Source organism: Ruegeria sp. THAF33 (genome assembly GCF_009363615.1).
GTDB lineage: Bacteria > Pseudomonadota > Alphaproteobacteria > Rhodobacterales > Rhodobacteraceae > Ruegeria.
Genome location: NZ_CP045384.1, coordinates 322763 through 337521 on the forward strand (window position 1 = coordinate 322763; position 14759 = coordinate 337521).

General features: G+C 59.3%; 16 protein-coding genes. 10 read left to right on the forward strand and 6 right to left on the reverse strand.

Going from position 1 to position 14759, the window contains the following annotated elements; all coding sequences use genetic code 11:
- Positions 1-37 precede the first annotated feature (37 nt).
- A complete protein-coding gene (locus tag FIU92_RS01630; protein ID WP_152456899.1) occupies positions 38-607 on the reverse strand; it encodes a gamma-glutamylcyclotransferase family protein in 570 nt (189 codons plus the stop codon).
- Between the two features lie 93 nt (positions 608-700).
- On the opposite strand from FIU92_RS01630, the gene FIU92_RS01635 reads away from it, so the two are divergent.
- Positions 701-1147 carry an Rrf2 family transcriptional regulator gene (locus FIU92_RS01635; RefSeq protein ID WP_152456900.1) on the forward strand — a complete coding sequence of 149 codons (447 nt, stop codon included), beginning with the start codon at positions 701-703 and terminating at the stop codon, positions 1145-1147.
- A gap of 2 nt (positions 1148-1149) precedes the next feature.
- On the opposite strand, the gene FIU92_RS01640 is transcribed toward FIU92_RS01635, so the two are convergent.
- Entirely contained in the window at positions 1150-3678 is a 2529-nt protein-coding gene (locus FIU92_RS01640) for an ABC transporter permease (protein ID WP_152456901.1), read from the reverse strand.
- Positions 3675-4370: an ABC transporter ATP-binding protein gene (locus FIU92_RS01645; protein ID WP_152456902.1), complete on the reverse strand. Its 696-nt coding sequence runs from the start codon at positions 4368-4370 to the stop codon at positions 3675-3677. Before FIU92_RS01645 ends, FIU92_RS01640 begins: the two co-directional genes overlap by 4 nt.
- 66 nt (positions 4371-4436) lie before the next feature.
- Between FIU92_RS01645 and FIU92_RS01650 the strand changes: the two genes are divergently transcribed.
- Positions 4437-5063, forward strand: a complete 627-nt coding sequence (locus FIU92_RS01650; protein WP_152459810.1) for an arylesterase — start codon at positions 4437-4439, stop codon at positions 5061-5063.
- 18 nt (positions 5064-5081) lie between these two features.
- On the opposite strand, the gene FIU92_RS01655 is transcribed toward FIU92_RS01650, so the two are convergent.
- The 3 genes from FIU92_RS01655 to FIU92_RS01665 form a co-directional block, all read right to left on the reverse strand.
- Positions 5082-5636 carry a L,D-transpeptidase gene (locus tag FIU92_RS01655; RefSeq protein WP_152456903.1) on the reverse strand — a complete coding sequence of 185 codons (555 nt, stop codon included), beginning with the start codon at positions 5634-5636 and terminating at the stop codon, positions 5082-5084.
- Between the two features lie 163 nt (positions 5637-5799).
- Entirely contained in the window at positions 5800-6006 is a 207-nt protein-coding gene (locus FIU92_RS01660) for a cold-shock protein (protein ID WP_152456904.1), read from the reverse strand.
- A gap of 614 nt (positions 6007-6620) precedes the next feature.
- The gene (locus tag FIU92_RS01665) at positions 6621-7655 is read right to left on the reverse strand and encodes a fatty acid desaturase (RefSeq protein WP_152456905.1); all 1035 of its coding nucleotides are present in this window, start codon (positions 7653-7655) and stop codon (positions 6621-6623) included.
- Positions 7656-7964: 309 nt separating this feature from the next.
- On the opposite strand from FIU92_RS01665, the gene rplO reads away from it, so the two are divergent.
- From rplO to FIU92_RS01705, 8 genes are all read left to right on the forward strand, one after another.
- Positions 7965-8438, forward strand: a complete 474-nt coding sequence (gene rplO, locus FIU92_RS01670) for a 50S ribosomal protein L15 (RefSeq protein WP_152456906.1) — start codon at positions 7965-7967, stop codon at positions 8436-8438.
- 109 nt (positions 8439-8547) lie between these two features.
- Positions 8548-9912, forward strand: coding sequence for a preprotein translocase subunit SecY (gene secY / locus FIU92_RS01675; protein WP_152456907.1), 1365 nt, complete (start codon positions 8548-8550; stop codon positions 9910-9912).
- The gene (locus FIU92_RS01680) at positions 9909-10553 is read left to right on the forward strand and encodes an adenylate kinase (protein WP_152456908.1); all 645 of its coding nucleotides are present in this window, start codon (positions 9909-9911) and stop codon (positions 10551-10553) included. Before secY ends, FIU92_RS01680 begins: the two co-directional genes overlap by 4 nt.
- A 200-nt stretch (positions 10554-10753) precedes the next feature.
- Positions 10754-11122 (forward strand): 30S ribosomal protein S13, encoded by a 369-nt coding sequence (rpsM, locus tag FIU92_RS01685; protein ID WP_008757392.1) that lies wholly within the window; start codon positions 10754-10756, stop codon positions 11120-11122.
- A 15-nt stretch (positions 11123-11137) separates the two neighbouring features.
- Positions 11138-11527, forward strand: coding sequence for a 30S ribosomal protein S11 (gene rpsK, locus FIU92_RS01690; protein WP_008757289.1), 390 nt, complete (start codon positions 11138-11140; stop codon positions 11525-11527).
- Positions 11528-11641: 114 nt separating this feature from the next.
- Entirely contained in the window at positions 11642-12658 is a 1017-nt protein-coding gene (locus tag FIU92_RS01695; RefSeq protein ID WP_117870179.1) for a DNA-directed RNA polymerase subunit alpha, read from the forward strand.
- A 130-nt stretch (positions 12659-12788) separates the two neighbouring features.
- Positions 12789-13211 (forward strand): 50S ribosomal protein L17, encoded by a 423-nt coding sequence (gene rplQ, locus FIU92_RS01700; RefSeq protein WP_152456909.1) that lies wholly within the window; start codon positions 12789-12791, stop codon positions 13209-13211.
- A 160-nt stretch (positions 13212-13371) separates the two neighbouring features.
- On the forward strand, positions 13372-14757 hold the full coding sequence (locus tag FIU92_RS01705; RefSeq protein ID WP_152456910.1) for a trypsin-like peptidase domain-containing protein: 1386 nt from the start codon (positions 13372-13374) through the stop codon (positions 14755-14757).
- Positions 14758-14759: the final 2 nt, after the last annotated feature.

Genomic DNA, 14759 nt, shown 5'->3' on the forward strand with positions numbered 1-14759 from the left:
ATTTTCTGGGCCACGTCATCGGCGTGGCCCATTTTTGTTACGCCGGCTGTACGAACCGCACCGATAAACTTGTCAGGCGGTCATCGACAAAATCACGTTCGACAGGTTTGAGTTGCTGATGGCGTGGATAACGCGGTTCGGCGCGATCATTCAGGATCGGGGCGGCCCAGCCTGTTGTCGTCTCAAAGAAACGATCCGCGCCGTCCTCGCCGAACGCCCCCAAGTAACCCTGCACGACAACGTCGATATAGCTGAGCAGCAACGGGTGGTGATTGCTGGGCTGGCTGTGCCGATCCTGCGGGACGGCGTAGACAGCTATTTCGACGTCGTGCGTCAGGGGATGTGAAACCGACTGCGTTGCAGGAATTCGGTCATACGCCCATTCCCGTTCATCCAGCGCGGCCCAGTCATTATTGGGAACATGCGCAATCATGCCTTCGATCTCTGACTTCGGGTCGGGCACAGCAGTCAGAAACGCCACGGGTCGCAGATCGGTATGCCGCCAGGCCCGCCGCCAACCCTTCAGTCGCGCGGGGCGCGGATCGGGGAAATCATGCGTCGCGAGGTTCACGAGGCTGCCATAGCCAAAGAAATAGGGGTCGGCCATCCAAGAAGTGTCCTTTGGGTCGATTGATGTATGTCAAACCGCTTTTTTCCCGGACATGCAATAAGGTTGCATCTTGAATTTAGGGAGGCCCTCATGCGGATTACCAAAAGGACGAATATCGCTGTGCGCCTGTTGATGTATTGCGCAGCTCACCCGGACAGGCTGGTCACGAAATCCGAAATCGCCGAAGTGTGCAACATTTCGGAAAACCATCTGGCGCAGGTGATCAATCAGCTGAGCCAGCTGAACTATCTGAGCACGCAGCGCGGTCGAAACGGTGGCATGTCGCTGGCGCGCCCGGCGGATCAGATACGCATCGGTGCGGTGTTCCGGCATGTTGAAGGGGCTTTGCCCCTTGCCGAGTGTTTCGCCGACGCTGACAACACGTGCCCGCTCACGGATGCCTGCCGGCTGAGGCTTGCGCTTCAGGACGCGGCAGAGGTGTTCTATGCGTCCCTGGACGATGTTACCCTGGATGCTTTGGTATGTGACAATGATCCGCTGCTGAGGCTCTTGCAGCCCGTGGCCTGCGTGCGCTGATTTCAATCGCTCGCGCGCAATATGCGCGCCGGACGCACCGAAAGTGGACGCAGGGCAAATGCCAGCCCAGCACATAACGTGACGCCTATCCCGGCCAGAACGATGCCGAAGGCCGATGACCAGATGACCGTGAACTCTGTGTCGAAGATGTAGGTGGCAACGGCCCAGCCGCCCAGAATGCCAACGAACAGCGCGACGCATCCCGCAGCGGCCCCAAGCAGAACAGATCGCAGGCCAAAGCTGCGCAGGATACTGCCACGATCTGCACCCAATGTCCTGAGGATCGCTGCTTCGTATCTGCGGGCAGGTTCGCCCGCCGCCGCTGCGCCGATCAGAACCAGAAATCCGGTCAGCAGCGATACTCCTGCACCGTACGAGGTCGCTGCGGCGATGCCTGCCAGCAGGCCCGAGACACGATCAATGGCGTCGCGCACCCGGATGGCCGTGATATTGGGGAACTGGCCGGCAAGATCCCGCAGGATGGCCGCCTCGGCCTGTTCTTCGGCATAGACCGTCGCGATAAAACTGTGCGGCGCACCGGCCAGCGCAGAGGGGTTCATCGACATGACAAAGCCCATTCCCGCGGTAGAGAAATCCACCTCGCGCAGGGACGTCAGCTCTGCCGTGATGTCTCGCCCCAGGATATTGACGGTCAGTTGGTCGCCCAGGTTCAGGCCCATCTCTTCGGCTTCTTCTGCGGCAAAGCTGACCTGGGGTGCACCTGCGTAATCTTCGGCCCACCATTCCCCTGCGGTCAGGCGTGCGTTCGGCGGCGGTTGAACCGAATAGGTCACGCCGCGATCCCCTTCCAGCACCCAGTGATCTCCGGCCACGTCCCGAGCGGGCCGGCCGTTGATCTGCGTGATGATCCCGCGCAACATCGGCGCGCTTTCAATGCGGCTGACCGCGGGGTCACTTTGCAAGCGTTCGGTGAAGCCGGGCATTTGATCTCTCTGGATGTCTACGAAGAAGTACGACGGCGCGACATCCGGCAAGTTGCCCGAAATGGCGTTGCGCAGGGTACCGTCGATCTGCCCGACCGCAGCCAGCACCGACAAGCCCAGCCCCAGTGACAGAACCACAGATCCTGCACCTTCGCGTGGGTCCGAGATGGCCGACAACGCCCATCTGACTGTGGGTCGCCCGCGGGCCAACGAAGTCCCAGCCCGGGCCAGTTTGCGAATGGCATAAGCGGCGAGGGCCAACAGCGCCAGTGCACCGACAAGCCCGCCGCCGGTCCAGACAGTAAGCCGCGTCGAGCCGCTGAACCATGATGCCAGGGCGATCAGCAACAACAGCCCGGCACCCGTTGCCACGACGTAAATCAGACGTGGAAAGGGGCGGGCCGAGCTCAGCGCGTCGCGAAACAACGTCGCGGCGCGCACATCTTCGGTGCGGGCCAGTGGCCAAAGGGTGAACAGGAACGCTGTGAGCAGACCGTATATTGCTGCCTCGATCAGCGGCTGTGGATAAAGGGAAAACACTGCTGGAACCGGCAATTGGCTTTCCAGCAGCGGGGCCAGAACAAGCGGCGCCAATCCACCCAGCGTCAGGCCGATCGCGATCCCGAAGACGGACAGAACGCCAATTTGAATCATGTAGGTTTGAAAAATGGTGGCGCGATCGGCCCCCAAGGTGCGCAGAGTCGCAACCGTTTCCGTCTTCTGCCCCAGATAAGCACGCACGGCGGCAGAAACGCCGATGCCTCCGACGGCAAGCCCGGACAGCCCGACAAGGACAAGAAATGCACTCAGGCGATTGACGAACTCGGATATCCCGGGGGCACCGTTGCGTGCATCCGTCCAGCGCATTCCCGTGCCTTCGAATGCCGCGTCGGCCCTTGCGGATACATCCGAAAGATCTGCGTTCCGGGGCAGGATCATCCTGTACTTTGTTGAAAACAGCGTTCCGGGTTCCAGCAGACCGGACGCCTGCAATGCCTCGGTTCGCACCAGAGTGCGCGGCCCAAGGCCAAACCCATCCGCCGCGCTGTCGGGCTCGTCCAGCAAGCCAGCCGTCAGGATGAGCTCTTGCGTCCCAAGTGAAAACCGATCACCGACGGACAACCCAAGCCGGTCCATCAGCACAGGTTCCATCACGGCCCCGGGCAAGCCGGAGCTACCGTTCAGGGCGTCTTCCAGCGGGATCTCGGGTTCCAGCCGTACCGAGCCGACAAGTGGGTACGCGTTGTCGACCGACTTAACCTGAGTCAGCGCTCGTTCCGGACCTGTCGCGCCGGGCACAACGGCCATCGAGCGGAAATCGACAACCTCGGACATCTGGACGGATGTCTGTTGCATCCAGGCGCGCTCTGCCTCATCGGCAAAACGATAGGTGAATTCAAGTTCGGCATCGCCCCCCAGCAGCGAGGCCCCTTCTTGCGCAAGCCCAGCCTGTATGGCCTGCCGCACCGACCCGACGGCCGCGATGGCTGCGACCCCCAACGCCAAGCAGGCCAGAAAGATCCGAAAACCGCTCAGGCCTCCGCGCAGCTCGCGGCGGGCGAGCCGCCCGGCCATCCGCAGGCTCATTCCGCGGCCTCCTGCCGGGTCTCTTCGGCGATCCTGCCGTCACGCAACCGAACGACCCGATCACATCTTTCGGCCAATGAATGGCTGTGGGTCACCAGAACCAGGGTTGCATCGTATTTCCGGCGCAGACCAAACAGCAAATCAACAATTGCGGCCCCGTTGGTTTCGTCCAGGTTCCCGGTCGGTTCATCAGCCAACAGGATTTTGGGGCGCGGCGCAGATGCTCGTGCCAAGGCAACACGCTGTTGTTCTCCGCCCGAAAGTTGCGCCGGGTAATGATCGCGACGGTGCGACAGGCCAACGGCGTCCAGCTCTTGCTCGGCCCGGTCGAACGCATCCTTGTGCCCTGCCAGTTCCAGTGGGGTTGCCACGTTTTCAAGCGCGGTCATCGTCGGGATCAGATGGAAGTTCTGAAACACCACCCCCATACTGTCGCGCCGAAACCGGGCCAGAGCGTCCTCATCCATGTCGGTAAGGTCTTGACCCAGCGCCATGATTTGACCGTGCGTCGCCTGCTCCAACCCCGCCATCAACATCAGCAGCGAAGACTTGCCCGAGCCAGAAGGCCCGATAAGCCCCAGCGTCTCGCCCTTGTTCACAGTCAACGTAATGTCATGCAGAATATCGACCCGCCCGGCATTGCCATCCAGGGACAAAGAGGCATCTTGGAGGGCGAGAACAGCAGTCGTCATGGGTCTACCCGAAAAAGGAGCGGTCTTTTGGGATATGGAGCGATCACCACGTTGCGCAAGGCTTTGATGGCAGGCCTTTTCACGTGGTGCGGTTTTGCGGCCACAGCCGAACAAGTGGTGATTGCGGCTTTGGGGGACTCGCTGACTCAGGGCTATGGGCTGGTGGAGGAAAGCGGGTTTGTTCCACAGCTTGAACGCTGGTTGCAGACGCAGGGCGCGGATGTCCGCGTCATCAACGCAGGTGTTTCGGGCGACACGACGGCGGGCGGGGCCGCACGTGTGGACTGGACCCTGACACCGGATGTGGATGGCATGATCGTTGCCCTTGGCGGCAACGACCTGCTGCGTGGGATCGACCCTGCCGTATCAAAGGCCAATCTGCGCAGGATCCTGGACGTGGCGCTAGACGCGAATGTACCGGTTCTGCTGATCGGTATGCAGGCGCCGGGCAACTACGGGGCCGATTACAAGCAAGCTTTCGACGGAATGTACCCAGACTTGGCGAAGGAGTTCGACGTCCTCTTCGCCGCCAGTTTCTTCGAAGGGCTTGCGGCCGAGGGCGACCCCGGTGCGGTATCGCAGTTCATGCAGCCGGACGGAATACATCCAAACGCGGATGGGGTGGTAAAGATCGTTGAATCACTGGGGCCGTCCGTTCTGAAGCTTGTTGATCAGGCGGGTCGAGCGGAATAGGCGCCAATCCATGGGCACCTAGACGACCGTGACAACGGTTCCGATCGGGACCCGGTTGTACAAATCGATCACATGCTCGTTCAGCATTCGTATGCAACCGTTGGACACCGCCCGGCCAATGGTCTGCGGCTGCGTCGTGCCGTGGATGCGGAAATAGGTGTCGACACCGTTCTGGAACAGATACAGCGCGCGCGCGCCCAGCGGGTTATCTCCGCCGCCGGGTTGGACATAGTCGTTGTCCTTGAATTTGGCGTAAGCGACGGGATCACGTTCGATCATCTCATCGGTCGGGCGCCAGGTCGGCCATTCCTTTTTCACATCGATGGTTGCTGTGCCGGTAAATTCCAGCCCTGCCTTGCCGACGCCACAGCCATAGCGGATCGCCTTGCGAGGTTCCGTGACGAAGTAAAGGTAGAACGACCTGGGCGCGACCAGCAGCTGTCCTGGTACGAACTGTTTCTTGATGCGCACGAATTGCGGTGTCGGATCATACTCGACCGCCTTTTTGGCGCGGGCGATGCCCGGCAACATGCTTGCTGCTGTTCCGGCCAGAAAAATACGGCGTGTAAACATCGAAACCCTCGTCGAATGACCAATGAAACTGAAACCAATTTCATCATCATATGATATTTGGTCAATTCTAGGGCAGTCATCACGTGGACGTGATGTGTCCTGCCTGCCACCCGAGGTGGTGGCGGGAAAGGGGCGAGGGGGATCCCCTCACCCGATATCAAGCTCAGGCCAGCTGGATGCTGTCGGCGCTTTCGCGGCCGTCACGACCGGCGCGCAGCTCGTACGTGACTTTCTGGTTGTCGGCCAGACCGGTCAGGCCCGAACGTTCGACAGCCGAGATGTGTACGAATACATCTTTGCCGCCTTCTTCCGGTGCGATGAAGCCGAAGCCTTTGGTGGTATTGAACCATTTTACGGTGCCTGCTGGCATATCCGTGTCTCCTGTTTGAGTGCTGCCCACGGAGTTGCGGCAGCCTGGCGTCGTCGGTCTGTATCGATAGACTGACTGCCGATGAAGGAGACAGTAGGTCGAATAGAAAAACGTAAGCACTTTGCATATGGCATCGGGGCGGGGGTGTGACAAGGGATTTTGTTTGATTTCTGCAAAGGCATGAGGGATTTCCGCCGTGTCCACAGGCCCGGGGAGGCTAGTTTTCTTTCACGGTGCCGCAGCCTTGCCCAGCATCGACGAACAGGTTGAACGGTCAATCCTAGTTATCACTGATGTCGTGCAGAGTGGTGTTCATGTCACCAGATGGTCACCGCCTTTTTCACTGCAATGCAGGTCGCGATGCGGCTTGCGTCAATCGCGATCGCTTTCCCGTCCAGGCGCGGGCGATCAAGCCAGCCAAGATCCGGATGAAGGCACCTTAGTCGCGCCTGCGTTTGCACCGGTTGAATACCGGTTTGTGACGCGCGCATTCTTTGTCAAAATCGCGCCCGAGAAAGTCGTCGTGATGGATAGAGGCTATCCCGCGCCACACGCCTGCCGTTGACGCAAGGCATGCGCTTCGATTCCAGAAACGAAAGCGCCGGGCATGCCCGTTACCCATAAAGTGCGCGGGCCTCGGCGAAGGACAACAGACGACGTTTCTTCTCGTCCCACAGGTGAAGCCGCGCATTGGCGAGGCTTTCCCGGATGGTCATCCGGTTGCTGTTCGCCAGTTCTTCATGATCGCGCAGCACTTCGGTCAGACGATAGAACGGAATGCGGCTGTAGAGGTGGTGTACATGGTGGATGCCGATATTGGCACTGAACCACTGCAACACCGAGGGCAGGATATAGTGCGAACTTCCGTGCAGCGCCGCTTCATGCAGTTGCCAGTCTGCATCCGCGTCCCAATGCGTGTTCTCGAACTGGTGTTGTACATAAAACAGCCAAACTCCGGCCGTTGCGGCAATCAGAGTCGACGGCAGGAAGATCAGCAACATCGGCATCAGCCCGCCAAAATAGTAGATGGCCACAAGGGCAACCAGAATCGCAAGATTGGTCGCCATCGCGCTGACCCAGAACCTTACGCTGTCTGTCAGGCCCAGCGGAAGGCGGTTTTGAAACAGAAACAGATAACCGGGGCCAAGCACGAACAGAGTGATCGGGTTCCGGTACACGCGGTACCAGAACCTGTTCAGTGGTGTTTTGGCGCGGTATTCCGCCACGGTCAGGGTGTGGACATCGCCCATCCCGCGCTTGTCCAGGTTGCCGGAACTGTTGTGATGCGTGGAATGACTGCGGCGCCAGACATCATATGGTGTCAGTGTCAGAACTCCGATGCCGCGCCCGATCCAGTCGCTGACGGCCCGGTTTTTGAAGAATGCGCCGTGCCCGCAATCATGCTGGATGGCAAACAAGCGCAACAGAAAGGCCGCATTGAGGGCGGAAATCACAAAGGCCAGCCAATAGCTGACTGAAAGTGACATCCAGGACAATGCCCACAGTCCGAAAAAGGGGACAATGCTTACGCCCAGCTCAAAAGCGCTGCGCATTTGGTCCGGTTCGCGATATTTGGCAAGCGTTGTTACCCAGTCACGTGCGGCGGTGGTCTCCGGCTTGTCGCGGAGCGAGAGAGAGGGTTCAGTCATACGCCTGCCAGTCTAGTGTTTGCTGGCCACCGGATAGACGACCACCCCGACATAGCAAGCGGTTTTTGCAAAAGTTGCTGCATTTCACGGTCACTTTTCGGTCAAAGGCCGGCAGAGGTGCCCTTTGCGTAACACTGGGCTCAAGACCTCATGCCGGCATCCCGCGGCGCAAGGCAATCTACAGGCTTGTCAAGTGCGGTTATCGGGCCTATACGCCTGCGGTGGCTTTCCGCCACGAGAATCAAAACCAAGAAATGCCGTGTTTGGCCCATCACGCTTCGGGGTCATATCCGGCTTAGGAGAAGCGACATGAAACTGAACGAACTGCGCGACAATCCAGGCGCCAGCCCGAAACGCACCCGCGTCGGCCGTGGTCCGGGTTCCGGCAAAGGTAAAATGGGTGGCCGTGGTATCAAAGGCCAGAAATCCCGTTCGGGTGTGGCCATCAATGGCTACGAAGGCGGCCAGATGCCATTGTACCAGCGTTTGCCCAAGCGCGGCTTCAACAAGCCGAACCGCAAGGAATTCGCGGTTATCAATCTGGGTCTGATCCAGAAATTCGTCGACGCCGGCAAGCTGGACGCTTCGGCTGCGATCACCGAAGACGCTCTGGTCGCGTCCGGTCTGGTGCGCCGCAAGCTGGACGGTATCCGCGTTCTGGCCAAAGGCGAAATCAGCGCCAAGGTGAACCTGGAAGTGACCGGTGCTTCGAAATCTGCCGTCGAGGCAGTTGAGAAAGCGGGCGGTTCACTGAAGGTCACAAAAGCTGCTGCGGCAGAGTAATCGCTTGTGAGCGGGCAAAGACCCGCTTACATAGACCTCAGAGTTTTCCAAGACGCCGTCCGAGCCGGAAAACGGTTCCGGGCGGCGTTTGCATAAGAGAGACCGATTTATGGTATCAGCAGCAGAACAAATGGCAGCCAACACAAGCTGGGCTGCTTTAGGCAAGGCCACCGATCTGCGCAACCGCATCCTGTTCACGCTGGGTTTGCTGATCGTCTATCGTCTGGGCACCTTTATTCCGGTGCCGGGGATTGACGGAGCAGCTTTGCGCGAATTCATGGAACAGGCGGGGCAGGGCATCGGCGGCATGATTTCGATGTTCACCGGCGGGGCGCTGGGGCGGATGGGTATCTTTGCCCTCGGCATCATGCCTTACATCTCGGCCTCGATCATCGTTCAGCTTCTGACATCCATGGTTCCCGCGCTCGAACAGCTCAAGAAAGAGGGCGAGCAGGGGCGCAAGAAGATCAACCAGTATACCCGGTTCGGCACCGTGGCTCTGGCCACCGTTCAGGCTTATGGTCTGGCCGTTTCGCTGGAATCGGGCGATCTTGCGACTGATCCGGGGCTCTATTTCCGCATGTCGACCATGATAACGCTGGTTGGCGGTACCATGTTCCTGATGTGGCTGGGTGAGCAGATCACTGCACGCGGGATCGGCAACGGTATCTCTTTGATCATCTTCGTCGGCATCATTGCCGAGGTTCCGGCTGCTCTGGCGCAGTTCTTTGCAAGCGGCCGCAGCGGTGCGATCAGCCCTGCCGTGATCGTCGGCGTGATCGTTATGGTCATCGCGGTCATCACCTTTGTGGTGTTCATGGAGCGCGCCCTGCGCAAGATCCACATTCAGTATCCGCGCCGCCAGGCCGGTATGAAAGTCTACGAAGGCGGCTCAAGCCACTTGCCGGTCAAGGTCAACCCTGCGGGTGTTATTCCGGCGATCTTCGCCAGCTCGCTGCTGCTGCTGCCGGTCACGATCTCGACCTTCTCGTCCGGTGCTGCCAACGGGCCGGTCATGTCGTGGCTGCTGGCCAATTTCGGCCCCGGACAGCCGCTTTACCTTCTGTTCTTTGCCTCGATGATCGTGTTCTTCGCCTATTTCTATACGTTCAACGTGTCGTTCAAACCGGACGATGTGGCGGACAACCTGAAAAAGCAGAACGGTTTTGTGCCCGGCATCCGGCCCGGCAAGAAAACCGCCGAGTATCTGGAATACGTGGTCAACCGCGTGCTGGTTCTGGGTTCGGCCTATCTGGCGGCGGTCTGTCTGCTGCCCGAAATTCTGCGGGGCCAGTTTGCCATTCCGTTCTATTTCGGTGGCACCTCGGTTCTGATTATCGTCTCTGTGACCATGGACACGATCCAGCAGGTCCAGAGCCACCTGTTGGCGCATCAATACGAAGGGCTTATCGAAAAGTCCCAGCTGCGCGGCAAAGGCAAGAAACGCGGCAGAAAGGGAGCTGCTCGCCGATGAACATCATTCTTCTGGGCCCCCCGGGGGCAGGCAAGGGAACGCAGGCGCGTCACCTGGTAGAGACCCGCGGGATGGTGCAGCTCAGCACCGGGGATATGCTGCGCGAGGCCAAGACCAGCGGAACCGAAATGGGCCAGAAGGTTGCCGCGATCATGGACGCGGGCAAGCTGGTCACCGATGAGATCGTGATCGGCCTGATTGAGGAAAAACTGACCACCGAAAAAGGCGCCGGTTTCATCTTTGACGGCTTCCCCCGCACTTTGGCACAGGCCGACGCGCTGTCGGCTCTGCTGACCAAGCTGGGCCAGTCCCTGCATACCGTGATCGAGATGCGCGTGGATGACGATGCTCTGGTGGAGCGGATTACCGCGCGGTCAACCTGCGGCGGATGTGGTGAGGTCTATAACGACAAGACCAAGCCGATCCCGGCTGACGGCAAATGCACCAATTGCGGCAAGGAAAATGACTTCGTTCGTCGCGCCGACGATAACGAAGACAGTCTGCGCACGCGGTTGATGGAATACTACAAGAAGACCTCACCGCTGATTGGCTATTACTACGCCAAGGGCGATCTGCGCCCCGTGAACGGGCTGGCGGACATCAAGGAAGTCACAGCGTCGATCGAGGCCATTCTCGGCTGATTTCAATATGGGCTTGACGGCACCGCCAAAAGCCCATATCGACCCCCATCCCTAAAGGGAATCAAGACCGCGTGCGGGATTCGTCCCAACCGCCCCGACCACCTCGATTAATGCTGAACCCTCTGGCCACACTGCCACGGTAAAGCGTTGTGAAAAAAGGTTCTGGAGTTACGGAACCGCAACGAAAAGGAAAGTGACACGTGGCACGTATTGCCGGCGTAAACATCCCGACTGCAAAGCGGGTACCTATCGCCCTCACATATATCACCGGTATCGGAAACACCTCGGCCAAAGCGATCTGCGAAGCCGTGGGCATTGAAGCGCACCGTCGCGTCAACGAACTGTCCGACGCCGAAGTTCTGGCCATCCGCGAGCACATCGACGCAAATTTCACCGTTGAAGGTGACCTGCGTCGTGAAGTTCAGATGAACGTCAAGCGCTTGATGGACCTGGGCTGCTATCGCGGTCTGCGTCACCGCCGCAACCTGCCGGTTCGCGGTCAGCGTACCCACACCAACGCTCGTACCCGCAAAGGCCCCGCAAAGGCCATCGCTGGTAAGAAGAAATAAGGGAGGGTCTGACCGATGGCACGTGACAAGACTCGCGTTAAGCGCAAAGAGCGTAAGAACATCGCATCGGGCGTTGCCCATGTGAATTCGACCTTCAACAACACCAAGATCCTGATCTCGGACGTACAGGGCAACGCCATCTCGTGGTCGTCTGCCGGTACCATGGGCTTCAAGGGATCGCGGAAATCGACCCCCTACGCCGCTCAGATGGCTGCCGAAGACGCAGGCAAGAAGGCGCAGGAACATGGCGTCAAGACGCTGGAAGTCGAAGTTCAGGGCCCCGGTTCGGGCCGTGAATCGGCACTGCGCGCGCTGGCTGCCGTGGGCTTCAACATCACGTCGATCCGCGACGTGACACCGATTGCTCACAACGGCTGCCGCCCGCCGAAACGTCGTCGCGTCTAAGCGATTTTGAATTGAGCTGGGGCTGTGTTTCTGCACGGCCCCAGCACGTCATTTTGAACCTCGGGCGTCTGCACCTTGTTGGTCATGGGGCGCGGACAGGAATGGAGGGATTACATGATCCACAAGAATTGGGCAGAATTGATCAAGCCGACCCAGCTGGAAGCCAAGCCGGGCAATGATCCTGCACGTCAGGCCACCCTGGTTGCCGAACCGCTGGAGCGTGGCTTTGGTCTGACCCTGGGCAACGCCCTGCGCCGCGTCCTGATGAGCTCGCTGCAAGGTGCGGCCATCACCAGCGTCCAGATCGACAACGTCCTGCACGAGTTTTCGAGCGTGGCAGGCGTTCGTGAAGACGTCACCGACATCATCCTGAACCTCAAGCAGGTTGCCCTGCGCATGGAAGTCGAAGGCCCCAAGCGCCTGTCGATCAATGCCAAAGGCCCCGCGGTCGTCACTGCGGGTGACATCAGCGAAAGCGCCGGCATCGAGGTTCTGAACCGCGATCACGTCATCTGCCACCTCGACGATGGCGCTGACCTGTTCATGGAGCTGACCGTCAACACCGGCAAGGGCTATGTCTCGGCCGAGAAGAACAAGCCCGAAGACGCACCCATCGGCCTGATCCCGATTGATGCGATCTATTCGCCGGTCAAAAAGGTCGCTTATGACGTTCAGCCGACCCGTGAAGGTCAGGTTCTGGACTATGACAAACTGACCCTGAAGATCGAAACCGATGGTTCGATCACGCCGGAAGACGCACTGGCCTTTGCCGCTCGTATCCTTCAGGATCAGCTGTCGATCTTCGTCAACTTCGACGAGCCGGAATCGGCAAGCCGTCAAGACGAGGACGATGGTCTGGAGTTCAACCCGCTGCTGCTGAAGAAGGTGGACGAGCTGGAACTGTCGGTCCGTTCGGCAAACTGCCTAAAGAACGACAACATCGTCTATATCGGCGACCTGATCCAAAAGACCGAAGCCGAGATGCTGCGCACCCCGAACTTCGGCCGCAAGTCGCTGAACGAGATCAAGGAAGTGCTGTCCGGCATGGGCCTGCACCTGGGCATGGATGTCGAGGATTGGCCGCCGGACAACATCGAAGATTTGGCCAAGAAATTCGAAGACGCGTTCTAAGCGCGTCTTCCCCAATGCCCGGCCCAAAGTGGGAATATCCGGGGACCATATGGGCATTCCCGCCCCAAGGAGAGCCGGTGACACGCATCGCCGGCCAGACAAAGCAAAACGCAAAAGAAGGAACTAGAAAATGCGTCACGCACGTGGTTATCGCCGCCTGAACCGTACTCATGAGCACCGCAAGGCGCTGTTTGCGAACATGGCTGGCTCGCTCATCGAGCATGAGCAAATCAAAACAACTCTGCCCAAGGCAAAAGAACTGCGCCCGATCGTTGAAAAACTGATCACTCTGGGCAAGCGCGGCGACCTGCACGCCCGCCGTCAGGCCGCAGCACAGCTGAAGGAAGACAAAGACGTCGCCAAGCTGTTCGAAGTTCTGGGCCCCCGCTACGCCGAGCGTCAGGGCGGTTATGTCCGCATTCTGAAAGCTGGCTTCCGCTATGGCGATATGGCCCCGATGGCGATCATCGAATTCGTTGATCGTGATCTGGACGCCAAAGGTGCGGCTGACAAAGCCCGCGTTGCCGCCGAAGAGGCAGCAGACGAAGAATAAGATCTGACCCAAGGTCACGGTCGAACCTCCGTTCGGGAAACCGGACGGAGGTTTTTTCGTTATGGCATGTCCGACATGTTGCGGGGCATACCCGACCGCCGACTTGCAATTCAGATTTTGTGTCAGCATATCTGGGCCAATCGCAAAAAACGGAGCCACCATGATCCGCGTAATGCTGACCCTTGTTGCCTTGACCTGCGCGACGCAAGGAATGGCCGAAACGAAAGTTCCGCAGTCACAGGCCGAGATTTCGTTGGGATTTGCCCCGGTCGTGAAACAGGCATCGCCGGCGGTTGTGAACATCTATGCCAAGATCGTCCGGCAGGGCCGGGCTAGCCCGTTTTTCTCGGACCCGTTCTTTCAGGATTTCTTTGGCCGGGGATTTGGCGAACCCCGTCAGCGTGTTCAAAACTCGCTGGGTTCCGGGGTTATTCTGTCTGACGATGGGTATGTTGTTTCCAACTATCACGTGGTTGGCTCTGCGACCGAGATCCGGGTTGTCACCACGGATCGGCGCGAGTTTTCGGCCGAGGTTGTGCTGGGCCATGAGGAAAGCGATATCGCGATCCTGCGGCTGAAAGAGGCCGAAGACCTGCCCTACCTGACCCTTCGCGATTCCGATCAGGTCGAGGTTGGAGAGCTGGCCCTGGCCATCGGAAACCCGTTCGGGGTCGGGCAGACGGTATCGTCCGGCATCATCTCGGGGCTGGCGCGCACGGGCACGGCAACCGGGAATGGTCGCGGGTATTTCATCCAGACGGATGCGGCAATCAATCCGGGCAACTCCGGCGGGGCGCTGATCGATGTGAATGGCCAACTGATCGGGATCAATACCTCGATTCTGACCCGATCGGGTGGGTCAAACGGAATAGGCTTTGCCATCCCCGCCAATCTGGTGGCGCAATTCCTCAAGCAGGCGCAGCAGGGAAACGAAACCTTCGTCAGCCCGTGGGCGGGAATGTCGGGTCAACACATGAGCGCGGATATCGCGGAATCCCTTGGTCTGGCCATCCCGTTGGGCGTTGTGATCTCTGATCTGCATGAGCTCAGTCCTTTGCGCGACGCAGGGTTCAGAGTGGGAGACGTGGTAACCCATGTGGACGGGGATGAGGTCAATTCGCCCGCCGAGATGAAGTTTCGGATGTCGGTCGCCGGAGTGGGCGGAACCTCGGTTCTGACCCGTCTGCGCGGCGACCAAAGTGAAGATGTCGAGGTGGCGCTTATCAAAGCCCCCGATGTTCCGGCCGCCGAAGAAACGACGTTGAATGACAGAACCGTTCTTCCGGGGTTGGTGGTGTCCCGGGTCAATCCCGCGGTGATCACCAGGATGGGATTGTCGCTGTCGCTGACCGGTGTCGTCGTGGTGGATCCCGGCCCGTATGGCGGAAGGGCGGGTTTGCGAACCGGTGATATTCTTGAAAGCATCAATGCCGATGAGATCCAGCGCCCTCGGGACGTTGAGACCGCGCTGACCGATCCGGGCCGTTACGTGCAGATAGGTCTGGTGCGCGGGGGGCGGTCCGTCTCTTTGCGGTTCCGGTTGTGACC

Coding starts and splice junctions, on each gene's coding strand:
- FIU92_RS01630 (WP_152456899.1), bottom strand. CDS start 607: ATGGCCGACCCCTATTTCTTTGGCTATGGCAGCCTCGTGAACCTCGCG.
- FIU92_RS01650 (WP_152459810.1), top strand. CDS start 4,437: ATGGCAGGCCTTTTCACGTGGTGCGGTTTTGCGGCCACAGCCGAACAA.
- rplO (WP_152456906.1), top strand. CDS start 7,965: ATGAAACTGAACGAACTGCGCGACAATCCAGGCGCCAGCCCGAAACGC.
- FIU92_RS01665 (WP_152456905.1), bottom strand. CDS start 7,655: ATGACTGAACCCTCTCTCTCGCTCCGCGACAAGCCGGAGACCACCGCC.
- FIU92_RS01660 (WP_152456904.1), bottom strand. CDS start 6,006: ATGCCAGCAGGCACCGTAAAATGGTTCAATACCACCAAAGGCTTCGGC.
- FIU92_RS01645 (WP_152456902.1), bottom strand. CDS start 4,370: ATGACGACTGCTGTTCTCGCCCTCCAAGATGCCTCTTTGTCCCTGGAT.
- FIU92_RS01635 (WP_152456900.1), top strand. CDS start 701: ATGCGGATTACCAAAAGGACGAATATCGCTGTGCGCCTGTTGATGTAT.
- secY (WP_152456907.1), top strand. CDS start 8,548: ATGGTATCAGCAGCAGAACAAATGGCAGCCAACACAAGCTGGGCTGCT.
- rplQ (WP_152456909.1), top strand. CDS start 12,789: ATGCGTCACGCACGTGGTTATCGCCGCCTGAACCGTACTCATGAGCAC.
- FIU92_RS01640 (WP_152456901.1), bottom strand. CDS start 3,678: ATGAGCCTGCGGATGGCCGGGCGGCTCGCCCGCCGCGAGCTGCGCGGA.
- FIU92_RS01705 (WP_152456910.1), top strand. CDS start 13,372: ATGATCCGCGTAATGCTGACCCTTGTTGCCTTGACCTGCGCGACGCAA.
- FIU92_RS01655 (WP_152456903.1), bottom strand. CDS start 5,636: ATGTTTACACGCCGTATTTTTCTGGCCGGAACAGCAGCAAGCATGTTG.
- rpsK (WP_008757289.1), top strand. CDS start 11,138: ATGGCACGTGACAAGACTCGCGTTAAGCGCAAAGAGCGTAAGAACATC.
- FIU92_RS01695 (WP_117870179.1), top strand. CDS start 11,642: ATGATCCACAAGAATTGGGCAGAATTGATCAAGCCGACCCAGCTGGAA.
- FIU92_RS01680 (WP_152456908.1), top strand. CDS start 9,909: ATGAACATCATTCTTCTGGGCCCCCCGGGGGCAGGCAAGGGAACGCAG.